Genomic DNA, 17,527 nt, shown 5'->3' with positions numbered 1-17,527 from the left:
GAATTTGTTTTTACAATTTATAAACGGATCTTATATGCTCAGATATTTTTTAGTTTTAGTGTATATATAAAAATTCATTTCCCTTTCTAATTCAGAGAAAGGCTCTGGCTTAGAAAGGGCATAATACTATTTAAGCTATTGGTATTTCTCGAACCACCACAGAATATGAGCGACTTTAGACATTAAGTTACTTGGGCGTTTATAAATACCATGTGGCGCATCTGGAATTCTAACCATTGCAGTATCGATATTGCGAAGTTTTAATGCTTGGTAGTATTGCTCTGTTTCTGCAATAGGCGTTCGCTGATCCGCATCACCAGTTAATAGCATAGTTGGAGTTGTAACGTTTCCTACATAGCTTATTGGTGAAAGTTTCATGTAGTGAGCTGCATCTTCCCATGGCATTTTTTTAAACCAGTTTTTGATAACAAATGGATAAATATCTGTTGTTAATGCGAAGCTGTACCAGTTAATGACAGGCTTAGCGACAACAGCAGCTTTAAATCTATCGGTGTGACCAATGATCCATGCTGTTAATACGCCTCCGCCCGAGCCACCAGTGACGAATAGCGCGTCCTTATTAATTGCCTCTTGGGCGATGACACCGTCTATCACAGACATTAAGTCATCATAATCTTGGCTTGGGTAATTGTTATGTATAGTTTGGGCAAATTCCTTACCATAACTATCACTTCCTCGAGGGTTTGCATAAACAACAACATATCCGCTCGCTGCCATTAATTGCACTTCTGCTGAAAAATGAGGACCGTAATTTGTGACTGGGCCACCGTGAATTTCTAAAATCAATGGAAACTGTTTGCCAGCCTCTTTTGCGGCTTTGTAACCAGGTGGGTAGGCAATCCATGCTTGAATATTACGATCATCATAAGACGACTTGACGTTGATTTCTTTTATATCGGCTAATATTTTGTAATCGAGAGCATCACTGTTGAGATCTGTTAACTGTTGAGTTTTGCCTTTTCGAGTGATTGCAATATCTGCTGGGCGTTGTGGATCAGAGTAAGTGAAAGCAATAGTACCATTCTCAGCTACATCAAAATCACTGCCTGTATAAGGTCGGCCAAATGCGAGGCCTCCAAGGTTCTTAGCTACTATCTTACGTTTACCATTTAATGGTTGATAAGCGACATAAGTTTCACCTTTATCGTGATAGCTCATATACACAGCTTTACTATTGTCAGCCCATTGGATGCTATTGATTGAGCGATCTAAATCAGTCGTGATTGCCCGTTTATTGCTGCCATCAATATCCATGACATACAATAAAGTGTTCTCATAATTCATATGATGTTGATCGTAACCTAAATAAGCAATGTGATTACCGTTAGGTGATACATGAGGTGCATTGTCAGGCCCAAGTCGGTCAGTGAGTTGGGTAACTTTTTGAGTCTGGACATCAACACTAAATATATTGCTATCAGTCCATTCTAATTCTTTATCTTCACGGGTATTCGTTGCATAAATTATCTGTTTGCCGTCTTTTGTCCAGCTGAGGTTGCTGCGATGATCAAATTGTCCTTGGGTAATTTGTCGAGCAGAGCCACCATCGGCAGACATGACAAAAATATGGCTATGACCAGGTTTCGTAAAACCAGCACCGTCAAAACGGTAGTACATATCATCAATATAAACAGCTGGTTTAGCCCACTTCGCGTTATGTGGTTTACCGGGTAAAGATGCAACTGACTTTGGTTTGCTTGGAACAAAACGAGTAAAGGCTATTTTTGTGCCATCTGGTGACCAAGTAAGGTTACTAGGCGCATGACTAAAATGACTCATTTGGCCTACATCACCGCTTTCTAACCATTTAATATGTATTTGAGGTGAACCACTCGCGGTTGATACATAAGCAAGCTTGCTGTTATCGGGTGATAAAGTTGGAGAAAAGTCCACATGCAAGCCATTAGTTACAGGGGTTAAACGCTTTTTGTTGTCGACCTTCCAGATATTGCCGAGCTTTTTATCACTTTGAATATCCATGTAGTTTCTAACGAAGTAAACCTCATCTCCGTCGTTATTGATTTCAAGGTTTGAGGCATATTCGAGGGTAAAAATATCCTCAAGTTGCAATGTATTGTCGGGGCTAGCTTGCGTAACTGCTGATTGAGTATCCGCAATTGCCATTGTTGAGCTAATAGCAACGGCCATAGGCGTCAGCATTAACACCAGATATATGCCTTTGTTCATGTGTATTCCTTAACGAGTAAAATAAGCATTGGAGAAGTATGAATTTTTTGCTTTTGTATAAGCCTTTATATACTGATTTGACGAACAAATTTAGTCTTTACTGTAAATTAGCATATAAAGAAATAATATCAAAGGGATGTGAATCCTAGTTTACATTTAGGTTTTGTTAGGTATATTACCCGTATAAATAACTTATAAAAGACGCTACTCATGTTTACTCATTCCCTGCTAAATCATCATAAACACTCATTTAAACCTACTAATATTCGCCGTTCTGTTAGCCTAGTATCCTTGTTATTAAGTGGCGTTATGGCTCAATCAGCATTCGCAGCAACTCAAGTTATTCATGCAGGTGAGCTACTTGCCATACCAGGGAAGTCGCCATTAACTCAGCAAACTATTGTGGTTAAAGATGGTAAAATCCTTGATGTCAGAGAAGGCTATATTTCAGCTAACTCTATTACAAAAGACGCTAAGTTAATCGATTTATCAAACAGTTTCGTTATGCCAGGTTTAATGGACATGCACGTGCATTTACAAATGGAACTTGGTCCAGATAACACGAAAGATACAGTAAAGTTATCTGATGCTGATATCGCAATGAAAAGTGTTCATTACGCCAAAACAACGTTGTTAGCTGGCTTTACAACAGTGCGTGATTTACTGAGTGAATCAGAGCAAATGTACGCTTTACGAGATGGTGTTGAAAAGGGCTGGATAGAAGGGCCTCGAATTATTGCCGCTGCAGGTATTTCTATCACAGGAGGACATTTAGATGCAGATGGAATGGCGCCAGATTTATTAGCAATGAAGTCTCCTAAAACGCTTTGTGATGGACCTTATGAGTGTCGAAAAATGACGAGGCACGCAATTAAATATGGCGCCGATGCGATTAAAGTCGCGTCAACTGGTGGAGTATTATCGGATACCAATACGGGTACGGGTCAACAAATGACTGATTTAGAGCTAAAAGAGATTGTGCAAACAGCACATGATCTTGGGCGAAAAGTAGCCAGTCATGCCCATGCAACTGCAGGGATTAATGCCGCATTGCGTGCAGGTGTCGACAGTATCGAGCATGGTAGTTATGCAGACGACGAAACCATCAAACTATTTAAGCAAACTGGTGCGTATTTAGTGCCCACATTATTGGCTGGTGCGACGGTAGTAGATATGGCTGAAACGTCTGATTTTATGTCTAAACCTATCAAAGCGAAAGCGATCCGTGTTGGCGCTGATATGTTAGCTAACTTCGAAAAGTCATATAAGGCGGGCGTCAAGATTGCGTTTGGTACTGATAGTGGCGTGTCAAAGCATGGTATCAATGCACAAGAAGCGGTGTTAATGCACCAAGCTGGTATGTCCAATAGCGATATTTTACAGTCTGCAACAGTGAACGCGGCTGATTTAATTGATATGTCTGATAAATTAGGGACCATTGAAACCGGTAAATTTGCCGATATTATTGCGACTAAAAAAAGTCCACTTAAGGATATTTCAGCTTTATTGAGCGTCAGTTTTGTCATGAAAGATGGCAAGGTTTATAAAGATCTTTAGTTCGCTCCAAACATTAATCCATTGGTGTTTTAAAAAAGAGGCGTTAGCCTTTTTTTTTGAATAAAACTGTCATTGTTAATGCCTTGTTATCTCGTTTTGTGCATAATAACGCCATAATAAGTAATAGACACCGCACTTTTAGCATAAATCAGACACTTTATGGGAATTAGAGATGGAAGCAGTAGCGTTTGAGCAGGTTCTTAGTAGCAATACTGCTGATAACATGACGCTTTCTGAAGCTCAGTCTTATTTTTCCTCGCAGCAAAATGCGCTTAATCTTCATGAGTTTATTGAGCCAAGTTATCTCAGTTCAAAAGAATTTAGAAAACAGGGTGTAGAACGATTAGATCATTTGTCTTTGTTATTATCTCAATACAAACGTTTTTATTGTCAGTACGTACTTAATTCTGGTAGCGATTTTTTAAATACATTAGTAAACAATAAACAGAAGGGCTTGAGTCAATCTATTCATAGCGGCGTTTCTAAAATTGAGAAAAAAGCGATAGAACAAGCAATGTTTTTTAATGCTCGTGCATCATGGATAGCCAATACACGTTTGTTGATATCTATCCTTGATGATAACGAACATTGTATCCAATTTGATGGAGAGGTTTTTGTATTTACTGACGATAATCTCAAAACACATTTTGATGATTGCATTCTTGCAATGGAAGTCGCTGCAGATTTCGAACATTTATTTTTAAATAGTAGAAAGTCTACGCTGGGCACTTGGTTCGAAAGTGTTGTTGCACGATTTAAGTAACAACTTGAATGCTAATTAAAGCAGTGATAGTGCACAATTGCATCCAATCTTCTTCTATTAGACATGTTGAAAAGGAAAAAATATGGACGTTTTGTACTTTGCATTTTCTTGGGGTTCGCCTGTTGGATTGGGTTTATTCTTTTTTCTTTCTTGTAGTGGCACGGGTATTTTATTTTGGGGATTATCTAATTTTAAGAAGGGGAGTGAAAAAGCCAACAATTAAACGAGCTTGATATGAGTAGTTAATCATAGAGATGAATACTTATGTTGATGATTCATCATTTGTTACTATAAAAACACAATACAACATAACACTGGAGCTTCAAGGGATAAGAAGCTGTCATTTTATAAGGAAATAAAAATCTATGGGTTTAGTTATATTGGCTTCAGCCATTCAGTTTTTGGTCGGTGGAGTGCTTGCAATGGGGCTGATATTCGGAATAAGCGCGTTAACAGGCTATAAAATTACTGAAACAAACAACTCTGTCATTATTGCCCTGTGGTTAACCTATTGCGCGAGCATTTTTGCCAGCATTATCTTGCTTATATATCAATATTCTAAAGAAGCCGCTAGTACACATTATTTATGGTTACTGCTACCTTGGATGGTACTTGTTGCTATTTATGGATATATTGAACTGTGCGTAGAGAAAATTAATTAGTCGTTTCTTATGCACAAAAAAAACGCGCATATAGCGCGTTTTTTTATAAAGCCAACGATTAAAAATTAGCTGATTTAGGTGAACGTGGGAATGGGATTACATCACGGATGTTGCTTACACCAGTAACATAAGATACCAAACGCTCAAAACCTAAACCGAAACCTGCATGCGGTACAGTGCCGTAACGACGTAAATCACGGTACCACCAGTAATCTTCTTGATCTAACTTCATTTCTGCTAAGCGAGCATCAAGCACATCTAAACGTTCTTCACGTTGTGCTCCACCGATGATTTCACCAATACCAGGTGCTAATACATCCATCGCTGCAACTGTTTTACCATCATCATTCAAGCGCATGTAGAATGCTTTGATATCTTTCGGATAGTTTTTAACAACCACAGGTGCTTTAAAATGCTCTTCAGCAAGGTAACGTTCGTGTTCTGAGTGTAAGTCGATACCCCATTCAACATCGAATTCAAAGTCTTTATCGCAGGCTTTTAAAATTTCGATTGCATCAGTGTAATCAATTTGCGCGAAGTCACTGGTCACAAATGCTTCTAAACGTTCAATTGCCGTTTTCTCAACACGTTGTGCGAAGAACTCTAAATCGTCACGACGTTCTTCTAACACTGCACGGAAACAATATTTAAGCATGTTTTCAGCGAGTTTAGCTGCATCATCTAAGTCAGCGTAAGCAACCTCAGGTTCAACCATCCAGAACTCAGCCAAGTGACGGCTAGTGTTAGAGTTTTCAGCACGGAAAGTCGGACCAAATGTATATACTTTAGATAAAGCACATGCATAAGTTTCAGCATTCAATTGGCCTGATACAGTCAAAAATGATTCTTTACCGAAAAAGTCTTCTGCGAAGTCAACATTGCCTTTATCTGTGCGAGGTAAGTTTTCCATGTCTAGTGTTGATACACGGAACATTTCACCAGCACCTTCTGTGTCAGAAGCTGTGATTAACGGGGTTGATACCCAAATGTAACCTTGTTCGTTATAGAAGCGGTGAATGGCTTGCGATAAACAGTTACGAACACGTGCAACCGCACCAATGATGTTAGTACGTGGACGAAGGTGTGCTAATTCACGTAAATGCTCAATCGAATGACGTTTTGCAGCCATAGGATAAGTGTCAGGATCTTCAACAAACCCAGCTACTTCAACCTGCGTAACTTGCATTTCGAATGCTTGACCTTTACCTGGAGATTCCACGACTTCACCAGTCATGATAACTGAACAACCAGCAGTAAGCTTTAGCACTTCATCAGTATAATTATCTAAATTATTTGGTACTACGCCTTGAATAGGGTCAAAACATGAACCGTCATAAACAGCAAGGAATGAAATACCAGCTTTAGAATCGCGGCGAGATCTAACCCAACCACGAACTGTAACTTGCGAACCAATCGCGAAGTCACCTTTAAATACAGAAGCGACAGATGTAATGCTCATTGTTGCTTAGTTCTCCAATGAATCAATGATAAAAATAAGTGCTTTATATTACCTTGATATCGGCGTTTAACAAGCCGAAAACGCCCTTAGACGCAGATAAATGCGTAAGTTTTACTAATAAATGCCTTAATTGAGCCAATTTCCTGTCATATACGTACAATAGGTTGTAAAAATTATCTTGTAACCATATGAACAAAAGCGCTATTTTAATAAAACACTTGGTAGTGGGGTGAATTAGTGACCAAAACAAAATTTTTGCAAATCATATTAACCATTTTGTCTGTGGCCGGTTGGTCTTTGGCCGTATATGCGCTGCTTGTTTTTGGCGACGCAAGACCTGATCGTGCGGTAGGTTATTTTATGAGTAAAGGTGTTGAGGTCAGATTAAATTGGGATCCAGAATTAACTGTGAGACTGGAGTATGTTATCTGGGCTTGTGCTGCAATAAGTTTTGTTAATCTTGGGGTTAATTTTTATGCTCAAACGTCGAAGAAAATAGGTTTTTGGATCAATATACCATTGCTACTGATGGTCTCTATTGCTGCTGGCTTGTATATTCGTTACGTTATTTAGCTCTTATCAGTGGTACTGATGTGTTTGCACAACAAATCAATAATCGCCGCAGTAACACCCCAAATGAATTTGCCTTTATAAGGCATGTAATGCACATCAAACGTTTGTCCATCACGCATATACCTTAATTGATATCGATTGCTAGCGGTTGTGAAAAAGCTTAGTGGCACCCAAAAAGTCTCAGATACTTCTCCTGGATCGATTTTGATCTCAAATGGTTGTTTTATTATGCCTACAATAGGGGTGATTCGAAACCCTGTGAATGTCGCATGGGCGGGGAACTGACCAATCACGTCGACATTACTTTGTTTTAAGCCAATTTCTTCTTCTGCCTCCCTAAGGGCTGTTTCGATAATGGAGTTATCTTGTTTATCGACTTTTCCGCCGGGGAAACTGTACTGTCCAGGATGTGCTCTTAAATGCAGCGCTCTGCGTGTGATGAGCATGTGTAGTTGGCCATCTACCTCCATCAGCGGGATTAACACTGCAGCTTTACGTAATGCCTGTTGAATGGGGATATCGCTGGAATTGTCGCTGAGGTTTTGAAGTGCAAAATGGACATTAAACTGTTGAGCGTTCATTTACCTTCCTAACATTAAAGTCGCATCATGGATTAATCAGTTATAACTAAATTATCATATTGCAACCAATAAGGTGTAACTTTTGCCAATGAGGTTTGATTAAACATTTACTTATGACTCCTGTAGTTGTTTATTTAACTGCACGTTATTTGTGCGTAAATTGCACCAAAACTATTGAAATATCGTGAATTATCCATTGAGTTTTAAACAAAGGCGTATTGTGCCTCTTTTACCTCTTTAGAGTAAGTTACTGAAAAGTTGTAAATATATTCTGTCATCCTGATGAAATATCACTGTAGTTAAACTGTGATGTTTGACTGGCATGGTAACTGCTGAGTTATTAACCAGGCATGTTATTTGCGAGGATGACAAATATGGGACTGGAAAAGTTACTGTATTTGCAAGGCGTAGGCGCAGAGTTTATTGATTGCTTTGGCAATCATGTTCATATTTCGCCTAATGATAGAAAAGGAATTCTAACGTCAATGTGTTTGGCGCCGCATCAATCTGATGTCGACGGCGCATTGTCAGTACTCAATGATAAGTTCATCGAGCAGCGCATCCACGAATTAGACGTGGCACCCTGGCTTAAACCCATAGGGGCATTTCAGTGGACTTACGTCGATGAGCCATATGTAGAGTTATGTTTGACTGAAAATTTTATTGGTTATATACGTTTACATCTTTTTAGTGAGCAAAATGAATCATTTAGATTTCAAATACACAGTAGTCAGTTAACTGCTATTGGTGACTATAAAACAAATGATTGCCTCTATATCAAGTATCACTTTTTATTAAATGAGCATCAAAATAATGCGATTGGGCTTGGTTATCATCAACTGACGTGTTCATTAGACTCAGATAATCATGTCACTGAGTATTTGTGTCAGCTGATGCTCGCACCAAGACAAGCCTACTCAGGATCGCTTTCTGAGCCATTATCAAGTGTCAGGCATCATCAACAAACTACTGGCAACTTTTCCCTAAGTAAAAAAGCCAATCCTTGGGGGATTTCTACGCAGTTATATAGCATTAAAAGTGAAAGCCAGTGGGGCGTAGGTGACTTTAATGATTTACAAAAGTTAATTGTATTCAGTGCCGAGCAAGGTGCTGACTTTATTCTGCTCAATCCCCTTCATGCTCTAGACTTACCTAGCCATATTAGTCCGTACAGTCCTGATGACCGACGTAGACTGAATCCACTTTATATTCATATTGAATCAGTAAAAGAATATGACAGCGTTAAACATGTTTTATCAACGCCTGATTGGCAAATAAATAAACACAAACTTTCTGAGAATTCACTGTTAGATTACGCAGAAGTTTATAAATTAAAACAGCGGGTTTTCTGTTTATTATTTGATACCTTTATTGAAGAAAATCAATCGGCTTTAACAGATCGATTTCAAGCATTTAGTGACTTCAAAAAACAGCATGAACAAGCCTTGCAACAATATGCTGACTGGCAGGTAGGTCATCATAAAGAAGATAGCTGTCAGGCTACATTTTCTAACCCAGACTTTTGGTGCTACTTACAATTTGTCGCAACAAGTCAGCTTAGTTTATGCCAATTAACGGCGAAATCTGTGGGAATGTCCATCGGTTTAATCCGAGATATGGCCGTAGGGGCTTCTCCCACAGGATCAGAAGTGCAGCAAAATGCTGATTATTTTTGTGCTAACGCTAATATTGGCGCCCCGCCAGATCCTTTTGCACCCCAAGGTCAGAATTGGGGACTTGCCCCGATGGATCCGATTAAATTACAGCAATTAAATTTTCTCCACTTTATAGACCTAATTAGAAGCAACATGCAATCTTGTGGTGGTTTACGAATTGATCATGTCATGGGATTACTTCGTCTTTGGTGGTGGCCTAAAAACTTAAGCTTAGGTGGTGGGGCCTATGTGTATTACCCACTTGATGCGTTACTTGCAATTTTGTCGTTAGAAAGTCAGCGAGCTCAATGCATCGTTATAGGTGAAGATCTTGGCATTGTTCCGCCAGAAATAGTTCAAAACCTTTCTAATGCCAACATATTTTCAAATGAGTTGTTTTATTTTTCAAAGCAAAATGATGGGTTTACATCACCAGAGCATTACAAATGCCAGAGTTTGATGATGCTAGCGAATCATGATGTGCCGACGTTATCTGCTTGGTGGCACGGTAATGATATCGAATTAAGACAGCAACTAAATCTAATTAATCTTCAGCAACAGCAAGAGATGCTAAATGAACGTGACCATGAAAAGCATCAATTGATCCATCTATTTTGTCAGAAAGGAATATTGCTGTTTGAAGGCGATATAAACCGCATTGAGTTTGATGAAGTTTTAAGGGCTTGGCTTCAACTTTCCGCATCAGGAAACTCATCTTTATACAGCGTACAACTTGAAGATCTTATTTGTGAAACCATGCCTGTCAATATCCCTGGCACATGGAAAGAATACCCTAATTGGCGCCGTCGTTTATCAATGTCACTTGAACATATAACAACATCAGATGCGATAAAACAGCGCCTTAGTGTGATTAATCATTCCAGAATGACTGATGCACAATTCGATCAGTAGTTAGAACAGTTATTAATTTTATGGAGCAATACACAATGACGAATAATGCGCCTTTATTTAATCAAGGATCGGATATTGCCATCTTGAAAGGAGATTATACGGATGTCTTTTCTTTATTAGGCATGCACAAGGCACCCAATGGTAAATCACTGATTGTGAGATGTTTTATCAAGGGGGCAGTTAGTGTTGAGGTTATTGCTATAAAAGACGGTAAAAAAGTGGCTGAATTATCACAGGTTGATGAACAAGGTTTATTTGCAGGCGTAATGGGGCGAAGGGTTAAGCCATTTTTATATAGTCTTAAAGTGACATATCCATTAAGTGTAGAAACTATAATTGACCCATATCAATTCGAAAGCTTGTTAGATGCGGATGATGTGTACTTATTTGCTGAAGGGAAACAACAAGCCAGTTATCAATTTTTAGGTGCTAATTGGAAACAAGTTAATAAGGTAGATGGTGTGCTTTTTTGTGTATGGGCACCCAATGCACAGCGTGTATCCGTTGTAGGGGATTTTAATCATTGGGATCCTAGACAACATGTAATGAGATTTCATCCAAGCAATGGCATATGGGAGATATTTTTGCCCAATGCCAAAACGGGGGATTTTTATAAATTTTATATTGTTAATCAATATGGTGAGTCGATTGAAAAATCAGACCCTTATGCAAAAGCGATGGAAGCTGCGCCGGGTAACTCATCTATCGTTCCCGCGAATAGCCAGTATCAATGGAAAGACAGCAAATGGTTAACTAAACGCGCCAACACTCAATTACATCAAGCGCCAATGTCAACTTATGAAGTGCACCTTGCCTCATGGAAGCGAAAAGGTGAATGGGGCGAATCTTACCTTAGCTACGACGATCTAATTAGCGAGTTAATTCCTTACATCGTTGAAATGGGCTTTACGCATCTGCAACTGATGCCTATTTGTGAATACCCTTTTGATGGGTCTTGGGGCTATCAACCTGTGGGCTTGTATGCTGCAACATATCGTTTTGGTGATCCTGATGGCTTAAAGGCGTTTGTCGATGCTTGCCACAAACATCAGATTGCTGTGCTGTTGGACTGGGTTCCGGCACACTTTCCTAAAGATCCCCACGGCTTGTCTAAATTTGATGGCAGTTGTTTATATGAACATGAAGATCCTCGACAAGGTGAGCACCCTGACTGGGATACGCTTATCTTTAATTATGGCCGTGGTGAAGTGCAAAGCTTCTTACTGAGTAATGCTTGTTATTGGTTATCTGAATTTCATTTTGATGGATTACGTTTAGATGCTGTTTCATCAATGCTTTACCTAGATTACAGCCGTCAATCTGGTCAATGGTTACCGAATGAATATGGCGGTCGTGAAAATATTAAAGCCATAGAGTTTTTAAAACTACTCAATGAGCGTATTTATGCGAGCTTTGCTGGCGCAACAATGATTGCTGAAGAGTCCACTGCATGGCCAGGGGTGACTAACTCTACGGAAAAAGGGGGCTTAGGATTTGGTTTTAAATGGAATATGGGCTGGATGAATGACAGTTTACGTTATTTAGCACGGGATCCTATCTACCGTTCACATCATCACCATGAAATGACATTTGCTTTAGTCTATGCCTATACCGAGCAATTTATATTGTCTATTAGCCATGATGAAGTCGTACACGGAAAAGGCTCAGTTTTACATAAAATTCCCGGAGACGATTGGCAAAAGTTTGCCACGTTACGTGCTTACATCGGGATGATGTGGGGACAACCTGGTAAAAAATTATTGTTTATGGGAACTGAGTTTGGTCAGCGTGATGAATGGAATCATAACCAAAGTTTAGATTGGCATTTACTGCAGTTTGCACCTCATCAAGGCATACAAGACTGGGTAAAGGCGCTTAATGGTCTGTATATATCTCATCCTTGTTTATATGAATTAGATCATCAATCAACAGGTTTTCAGTGGCTTGATTGTGATAACAGTCAAGACAGTGTCTTCTCATTTATTCGTTATGCGCAATCTTCTGATGACGCACTCATTTTCATCATCAATATGACCCCGCAAGTACATCATCATTTCCGAATTGGCTTACCGACCCCAAATCACTATGTAGAACTGCTTAACAGTGATGCGAGCCAGTTCGGAGGCAGTAATGTGATTAATCAAACTGTCATTAACGACGAGGTACCTTGGCAAGGCATGGAGCAAAGCGGACTTATCACTGTGCCACCTCTAGGCTGTGTTGTGTTAGCAGCAAGTCAACTTGTAACAAATAACGAGGCGTAAAGATGAACAACGGCGCTGAAAATAACCTCAATGTTCTTGTTACCAAAGGACAATCATATCCACTTGGTGCAACGGTGATTGCTGGTGGGGTGAACTTTGCTATTTTTTCAGCGAATGCAACACAAGTTGTGTTATGCCTGTTTGATCATAACGGCAATAACGAAAAACAAATTTGTTTGGTACATAAAACCAAGCAAATTTGGCACGGTTTTGTGCCTGGTGTAAAAGCGGGGGATTTATATGGTTATCGTGTTTACGGTCCATATCAACCTCACTTGGGTCACAGGTTTAATCACAATAAATTGTTACTCGATCCTTATTCAAAACAACTTAAAGGCAACTTAGCACCCAACGATGCAAATTATGGTTATGACATTAGCCGAAATGATGTTGATGCAGACTTGTCGTTTTGTGAAATCGATAACGCACAATATATGCCTAAATGTGTCGTGATTGATGATTCAGTACTGAAATCTACACCTGTAAAAAGACTTAACATTCCTCTTGAAAGCACCGTTATATATGAAATGCACGTTAAAGGATTCAGTGTACTGAATCCCGAAGTTAATAAAGCTCATCAAGGAAAGTTTGCAGGTTTAGCCTCAAAAAGCTCATTGCAATATTTAACTCAGTTGGGCGTGAACTGTGTTGAGCTATTACCAGTTCAATCATTTTTAAATGAGCCATTTTTAATTGAAAAAAATCTAAACAACTATTGGGGCTATAACTCGATTGGTTTTTTTGCGCCAAATCCCAGTTATTTAAGTAGCGAGGATATTGGTGAGTTTAGAAAGATGGTTGATCGTTTTCATGATGCAGGTATCGAAGTTATTTTAGACGTAGTTTATAACCATACTGCAGAAGGAAACCGCCTAGGGCCAACACTTAGTTTCCGAGGTATTGATAACGCCAGTTATTACCGATTAGTGTCAAACGATCAGCGTTTGTATATCAATGATACTGGCTGTGGAAATACGGTTAACTCAAACCATCCTCAGGTTCTGAGGTTAATTATGGACTCATTACGCTACTGGGTTGAGGTCATGGGGGTAGATGGCTTTAGGTTTGATTTAGCAAGTTGTCTTGGTCGTGAAGTATATGGGTTTGATCCAGGCTGTGGTTTTTTTGATGCATTAAGTCAAGACCCTGTATTGTGTCAGGTTAAGTTAATAGCCGAGCCTTGGGACATTGGACCAGGCGGTTATCAACTCGGTAATTATCCCATTGCATTCAGTGAATGGAATGACAGGTATCGTGACACCATGAGACGTTTTTGGCGGGGCGATAAAGGCATGTTGCCAGAGTTTGCTCGACGATTTCATGGTTCTGGTGACTTTTTTGAACATCATGGTCGAGCACCTTCTGCCAGTATTAACTTCATTACCAGCCACGATGGTTTTACTCTCCGTGATGTTGTGAGTTATCAACACAGGCACAATTTAGCTAATGGCGAAGACAACCGAGACGGCCATCATGAAAACCTAAGTCATAACTATGGCGTTGAAGGCCATACTAGCAACGAAAATATTATTAATATTCGAGCTAGGCAGCAAAGAAATTTCATCACTACATTAATGCTATCTCAGGGCGTACCAATGCTGCTCAGTGGTGATGAAATGGGCCACAGTCAGCAAGGTAATAACAATGCATATTGCCAAGACAATTCCATCTGTTGGATAGACTGGCAGAAAATTGACTGGCCATTGGTAGAATTTACGTCTGAACTTATTAAACTGCGCCAGCGTTTTCCGATTCTTTGTTATGCCGAGTTCATTCATGAACCAGAAGATCAATGCGCAAACGGCTTTACTTGGTATAGCCGTCATGGCGAACCTATGGTCAAACAACAGTGGAGCGAAGCTGAAACTCGCACTTTAGCAGTTGTGATCACCTCAGAAGTGATACCACCTTATCAATACCCACAAGCCTTATTACTCCTATTGAATGCTTGTGAAGAATCAAAGCCGTTTCAATTACCCGAAGTTGAGGGATATCAAGGTTGGCAACTATTAGTTGATACGCAATTAACCCATCAAAAATTTCAAACTAAACCCAATGAAAAAGAAAAATCAGAGGCAGTTTTGCTTTGTGGGCGAAGTTTAAAATTATTTCATGCACATCATCAGCTTAACAACAAGGTAGTCAATTGAAAATTCGCTTTGTAGTCGTCATTTCAGTCGTCAAAAGACTATGTAAAACGCGTTGTTTAACAAATTAGCTAACCGAGTCAGATCCGGTTTATTGAACGATTAACATTGTAAGGTGCTAAGGAGTCTATATGACAGTAACGAAAGGGAAATCGACTACTGAAAAACCATCTATTAAAGATAAGTCTTCAGTAAAAAAGCCAGCCAAGACGGCAAAGTCAGGTAAAGCCAAACAGGTGAAGCCTGATGAATTAGATACCAATTCAGCAGTAAATCAATCAACATTGGAAGTCGTGGGCAGTAATCATGATTGCGATCCGTGCGAGACGTTGGCAGCTAAATTTAAGCGTCAAATACATGGGTCGTTATGCCGTGATGAGCATGCCATTAACGATATGTATAGTGCACTTGCTTCTACAGTTAAAAATCAACTTTTAAACCAATGGCGAGAGACACGCCTCAAAGACAATCAGTACCAACAAAAACAAGTTGCTTATTTGTCCTTAGAGTTTTTGATGGGCAGATCATTAGGTAATGCGCTGTTAAGTCTTGATTTGACCAAAGAAACACATGAGGCACTGGCGGAGTATGCAGCAGACCTCGAATCGCTACAAGAAGCTGAACTAGATGCTGGACTTGGAAACGGAGGCTTAGGGCGTTTAGCTGCGTGCTTTTTAGACAGTTGTGCAAGTTTAGACTTGTCTGTTGTTGGCTATGGTATTCGTTATGAGTACGGCATGTTTAAACAAAAGCTGGTGGACGGTTATCAAGTCGAACAACCTGATCGTTGGCTACGTGAAGGCAACCCTTGGGAAGTCAGGATGGCCAACCATGCCATTACTGTTCCGTTCTTTGGTCATACAGAAACTTATGTCGACCCAAGTGGCAATCGCCATTATGTCTGGGTTGATACACAAGATGTGCAAGCGATTCCACATGATATGCCAGTACCAGGTTTTCGTAACGGCCGAATTAATACATTGAGGTTATGGAAAGCTGAAGCAACTGATGATTTTGATTTGGCAGAATTCAATGATGGTGATTATACCGAAGCCGTTGCTCGTAAAAATCTAGCAGAACAAATTACGATGGTACTGTACCCAAATGATGCCAGTGAAAATGGTAAAGAACTCAGGTTAAGGCAGCAATACTTTTTATCATCAGCAAGCTTACAAGATATTTTACAGCGTTATACCGCCGTTTACGGTGCAGACTTTAGCCAATTTAGTCAGCGCAATGTGATGCAGTTAAACGATACTCATCCGAGTATTGCTGTACCCGAATTAATGCGTCTTTTAATGGATAGCTATGGCCTAGGTTGGGATGAAGCTTGGCAAGTCACCACAGAATCGATGGCTTATACCAACCACACATTATTACCAGAAGCGCTAGAACGCTGGCCTGTAAGAATGCTAGGTAATATGCTGCCACGGATATTAGATATCATCTATGAAATAAATGCCCGCTATCTTGAGCATGTAGCACATCATTGGCCAGGTGATACCCATAAATTGGCATCGATGTCGATAATTGAGGAAGGGGCGCATCCACACGTACGTATGGCATATCTAGCAATTGTGGCAAGCTTTTCTGTCAATGGCGTTGCAGGGCTTCATACTCAATTACTTAAGCAAGGGCTATTTAAAGACTTTTATTCATTATGGCCCCATAAGTTTAATAATAAGACCAATGGCGTTACCCCAAGACGTTGGCTCGTGCATTGTAACCCAAGATTAACCCAGCTTATTAATCGCCGTTTAGGGGAGAGTTGGTTAACCGATCTCACTCAACTTACCGCGCTTAATGCTTTCACTGACGACAAAACATTTGTCAAACAGTGGCAACAAGTGAAATACGATAACAAAGTCGAATTAGCTAAATTGGTTCTTGATGAATGTGAAGTGGCGTTTGAACCGAACATGATGTTCGATGTTCAAGTGAAACGGATACATGAATATAAACGTCAATTGTTAAACATTTTACACGTCATTCATTTGTATCAACGAATTTTGTCGGGTGACACAAAAGACTTACAGCCAAGATGTGTGTTGATAGGAGGCAAGGCTGCTCCTGGATATGCCATGGCCAAACAAATAATAAAATTGGCGAACAATGTGGCGCACATGGTGAATTCTGACCCTATTGTATCTCCGTACCTACGATTTGCCTTCTTACCGAATTACAACGTCAGCGCAATGGAAAAAATATGCCCAGGTACTGACTTATCAGAGCAAATATCAACTGCAGGTAAAGAAGCATCAGGTACTGGAAACATGAAATTTATGATGAATGGCGCCATGACTATCGGTACGTTCGATGGCGCTAACATTGAAATGTTAGAAGAGGTTGGAGAAGAAAACTTCTTCCTATTTGGTTTACGCGCTGATGAAGTCAGTGAGCTTAAATCTCACTACAACCCCCATGATTTTATTCAGCAATCCCCCGCATTAGCGAATGTCATCAACATGCTTAAAAGTGGCCACTTTAACTTAGTGGAACCTGGCATATTCGACAGTATTATTGCTGCAATTGAAGATCCTTTCGATCAATGGATGATCGCCGCAGATTTTGAAGCTTATAAACAAGCTCAAGAAAAAGTCTCTTTGGCGTATGCCGATCAACAAGGTTGGACCCAAATGAGTATCCGAAATACCGCATCAAGCGGCCGTTTCTCTAGTGACAATACCATCAGTGCTTATCGTGATGATATTTGGCTTGCTAAACAATGAGCAATTTATCGCTTTAA

12 protein-coding genes are annotated in these 17,527 nt (G+C 39.8%); 9 read left to right on the top strand and 3 right to left on the bottom strand.

Annotated features, from left to right (window positions below; translation table 11 throughout):
• Positions 1 to 135: 135 nt before the first annotated feature.
• Positions 136 to 2,169: a S9 family peptidase gene (locus SJ2017_RS11050; RefSeq protein ID WP_156003456.1), complete on the bottom strand. Its 2,034-nt coding sequence runs from the start codon at positions 2,167 to 2,169 to the stop codon at positions 136 to 138.
• 348 nt (positions 2,170 to 2,517) lie between these two features.
• Here SJ2017_RS11050 and SJ2017_RS11045 point away from each other — a divergent pair, with 348 nt between their 5' ends.
• The 4 genes from SJ2017_RS11045 (at position 2,518) to SJ2017_RS11035 (ending at position 5,190) form a co-directional block, all read left to right on the top strand.
• A complete protein-coding gene (locus SJ2017_RS11045) occupies positions 2,518 to 3,765 on the top strand; it encodes a metal-dependent hydrolase family protein (protein WP_080915791.1) in 1,248 nt (415 codons plus the stop codon).
• A gap of 172 nt (positions 3,766 to 3,937) precedes the next feature.
• Entirely contained in the window at positions 3,938 to 4,528 is a 591-nt protein-coding gene (locus SJ2017_RS11040; RefSeq protein WP_055024612.1) for a hypothetical protein, read from the top strand.
• 82 nt (positions 4,529 to 4,610) lie between these two features.
• A complete protein-coding gene (locus tag SJ2017_RS21445) occupies positions 4,611 to 4,751 on the top strand; it encodes a hypothetical protein (RefSeq protein ID WP_156003232.1) in 141 nt (46 codons plus the stop codon).
• 142 nt (positions 4,752 to 4,893) lie between these two features.
• The gene (locus SJ2017_RS11035; RefSeq protein ID WP_080915790.1) at positions 4,894 to 5,190 is read left to right on the top strand and encodes a hypothetical protein; all 297 of its coding nucleotides are present in this window, start codon (positions 4,894 to 4,896) and stop codon (positions 5,188 to 5,190) included.
• A gap of 58 nt (positions 5,191 to 5,248) precedes the next feature.
• Here the strand turns inward: SJ2017_RS11035 and asnS are convergent, their stop codons facing one another.
• The gene (asnS, locus tag SJ2017_RS11030) at positions 5,249 to 6,649 is read right to left on the bottom strand and encodes an asparagine--tRNA ligase (RefSeq protein WP_080915789.1); all 1,401 of its coding nucleotides are present in this window, start codon (positions 6,647 to 6,649) and stop codon (positions 5,249 to 5,251) included.
• A 237-nt stretch (positions 6,650 to 6,886) separates the two neighbouring features.
• On the opposite strand from asnS, the gene SJ2017_RS11025 reads away from it, so the two are divergent.
• On the top strand, positions 6,887 to 7,222 hold the full coding sequence (locus SJ2017_RS11025; RefSeq protein ID WP_080915788.1) for a hypothetical protein: 336 nt from the start codon (positions 6,887 to 6,889) through the stop codon (positions 7,220 to 7,222).
• Here the strand turns inward: SJ2017_RS11025 and SJ2017_RS11020 are convergent.
• The gene (locus SJ2017_RS11020) at positions 7,219 to 7,803 is read right to left on the bottom strand and encodes a CoA pyrophosphatase (protein ID WP_055024608.1); all 585 of its coding nucleotides are present in this window, start codon (positions 7,801 to 7,803) and stop codon (positions 7,219 to 7,221) included. The genes SJ2017_RS11025 and SJ2017_RS11020 overlap by 4 nt on opposite strands.
• Before the next feature lie 374 nt (positions 7,804 to 8,177).
• On the opposite strand from SJ2017_RS11020, the gene malQ reads away from it, so the two are divergent.
• The 4 genes from malQ (at position 8,178) to SJ2017_RS11000 (ending at position 17,510) form a co-directional block, all read left to right on the top strand.
• A complete protein-coding gene (gene malQ, locus SJ2017_RS11015; RefSeq protein WP_080915787.1) occupies positions 8,178 to 10,370 on the top strand; it encodes a 4-alpha-glucanotransferase in 2,193 nt (730 codons plus the stop codon).
• Positions 10,371 to 10,405: 35 nt separating this feature from the next.
• Positions 10,406 to 12,634, top strand: a complete 2,229-nt coding sequence (gene glgB / locus SJ2017_RS11010; protein WP_080915786.1) for a 1,4-alpha-glucan branching protein GlgB — start codon at positions 10,406 to 10,408, stop codon at positions 12,632 to 12,634.
• Positions 12,635 to 12,636: 2 nt separating this feature from the next.
• Positions 12,637 to 14,784, top strand: a complete 2,148-nt coding sequence (glgX, locus tag SJ2017_RS11005) for a glycogen debranching protein GlgX (protein ID WP_080915785.1) — start codon at positions 12,637 to 12,639, stop codon at positions 14,782 to 14,784.
• Between the two features lie 128 nt (positions 14,785 to 14,912).
• Positions 14,913 to 17,510, top strand: a complete 2,598-nt coding sequence (locus SJ2017_RS11000; protein ID WP_080915784.1) for a glycogen/starch/alpha-glucan phosphorylase — start codon at positions 14,913 to 14,915, stop codon at positions 17,508 to 17,510.
• Positions 17,511 to 17,527 lie beyond the last annotated feature (17 nt).

The organism is Shewanella japonica, from assembly GCF_002075795.1.
Lineage (GTDB): Bacteria > Pseudomonadota > Gammaproteobacteria > Enterobacterales > Shewanellaceae > Shewanella > Shewanella japonica.
This window is presented reverse-complemented; position numbering and strand designations above follow the sequence as displayed.

Bases quoted from the DNA above. Each gene is read 5' to 3' on its own strand.
- SJ2017_RS11050 (WP_156003456.1), bottom strand. From the start codon at position 2,169: ATGGCCGTTGCTATTAGCTCAACAATGGCAATTGCGGATACTCAATCA.
- SJ2017_RS11045 (WP_080915791.1), top strand. From the start codon at position 2,518: ATGGCTCAATCAGCATTCGCAGCAACTCAAGTTATTCATGCAGGTGAG.
- SJ2017_RS11040 (WP_055024612.1), top strand. From the start codon at position 3,938: ATGGAAGCAGTAGCGTTTGAGCAGGTTCTTAGTAGCAATACTGCTGAT.
- SJ2017_RS21445 (WP_156003232.1), top strand. From the start codon at position 4,611: ATGGACGTTTTGTACTTTGCATTTTCTTGGGGTTCGCCTGTTGGATTG.
- SJ2017_RS11035 (WP_080915790.1), top strand. From the start codon at position 4,894: ATGGGTTTAGTTATATTGGCTTCAGCCATTCAGTTTTTGGTCGGTGGA.
- asnS (WP_080915789.1), bottom strand. From the start codon at position 6,649: ATGAGCATTACATCTGTCGCTTCTGTATTTAAAGGTGACTTCGCGATT.
- SJ2017_RS11020 (WP_055024608.1), bottom strand. From the start codon at position 7,803: ATGAACGCTCAACAGTTTAATGTCCATTTTGCACTTCAAAACCTCAGC.
- malQ (WP_080915787.1), top strand. From the start codon at position 8,178: ATGGGACTGGAAAAGTTACTGTATTTGCAAGGCGTAGGCGCAGAGTTT.
- glgB (WP_080915786.1), top strand. From the start codon at position 10,406: ATGACGAATAATGCGCCTTTATTTAATCAAGGATCGGATATTGCCATC.
- glgX (WP_080915785.1), top strand. From the start codon at position 12,637: ATGAACAACGGCGCTGAAAATAACCTCAATGTTCTTGTTACCAAAGGA.
- SJ2017_RS11000 (WP_080915784.1), top strand. From the start codon at position 14,913: ATGACAGTAACGAAAGGGAAATCGACTACTGAAAAACCATCTATTAAA.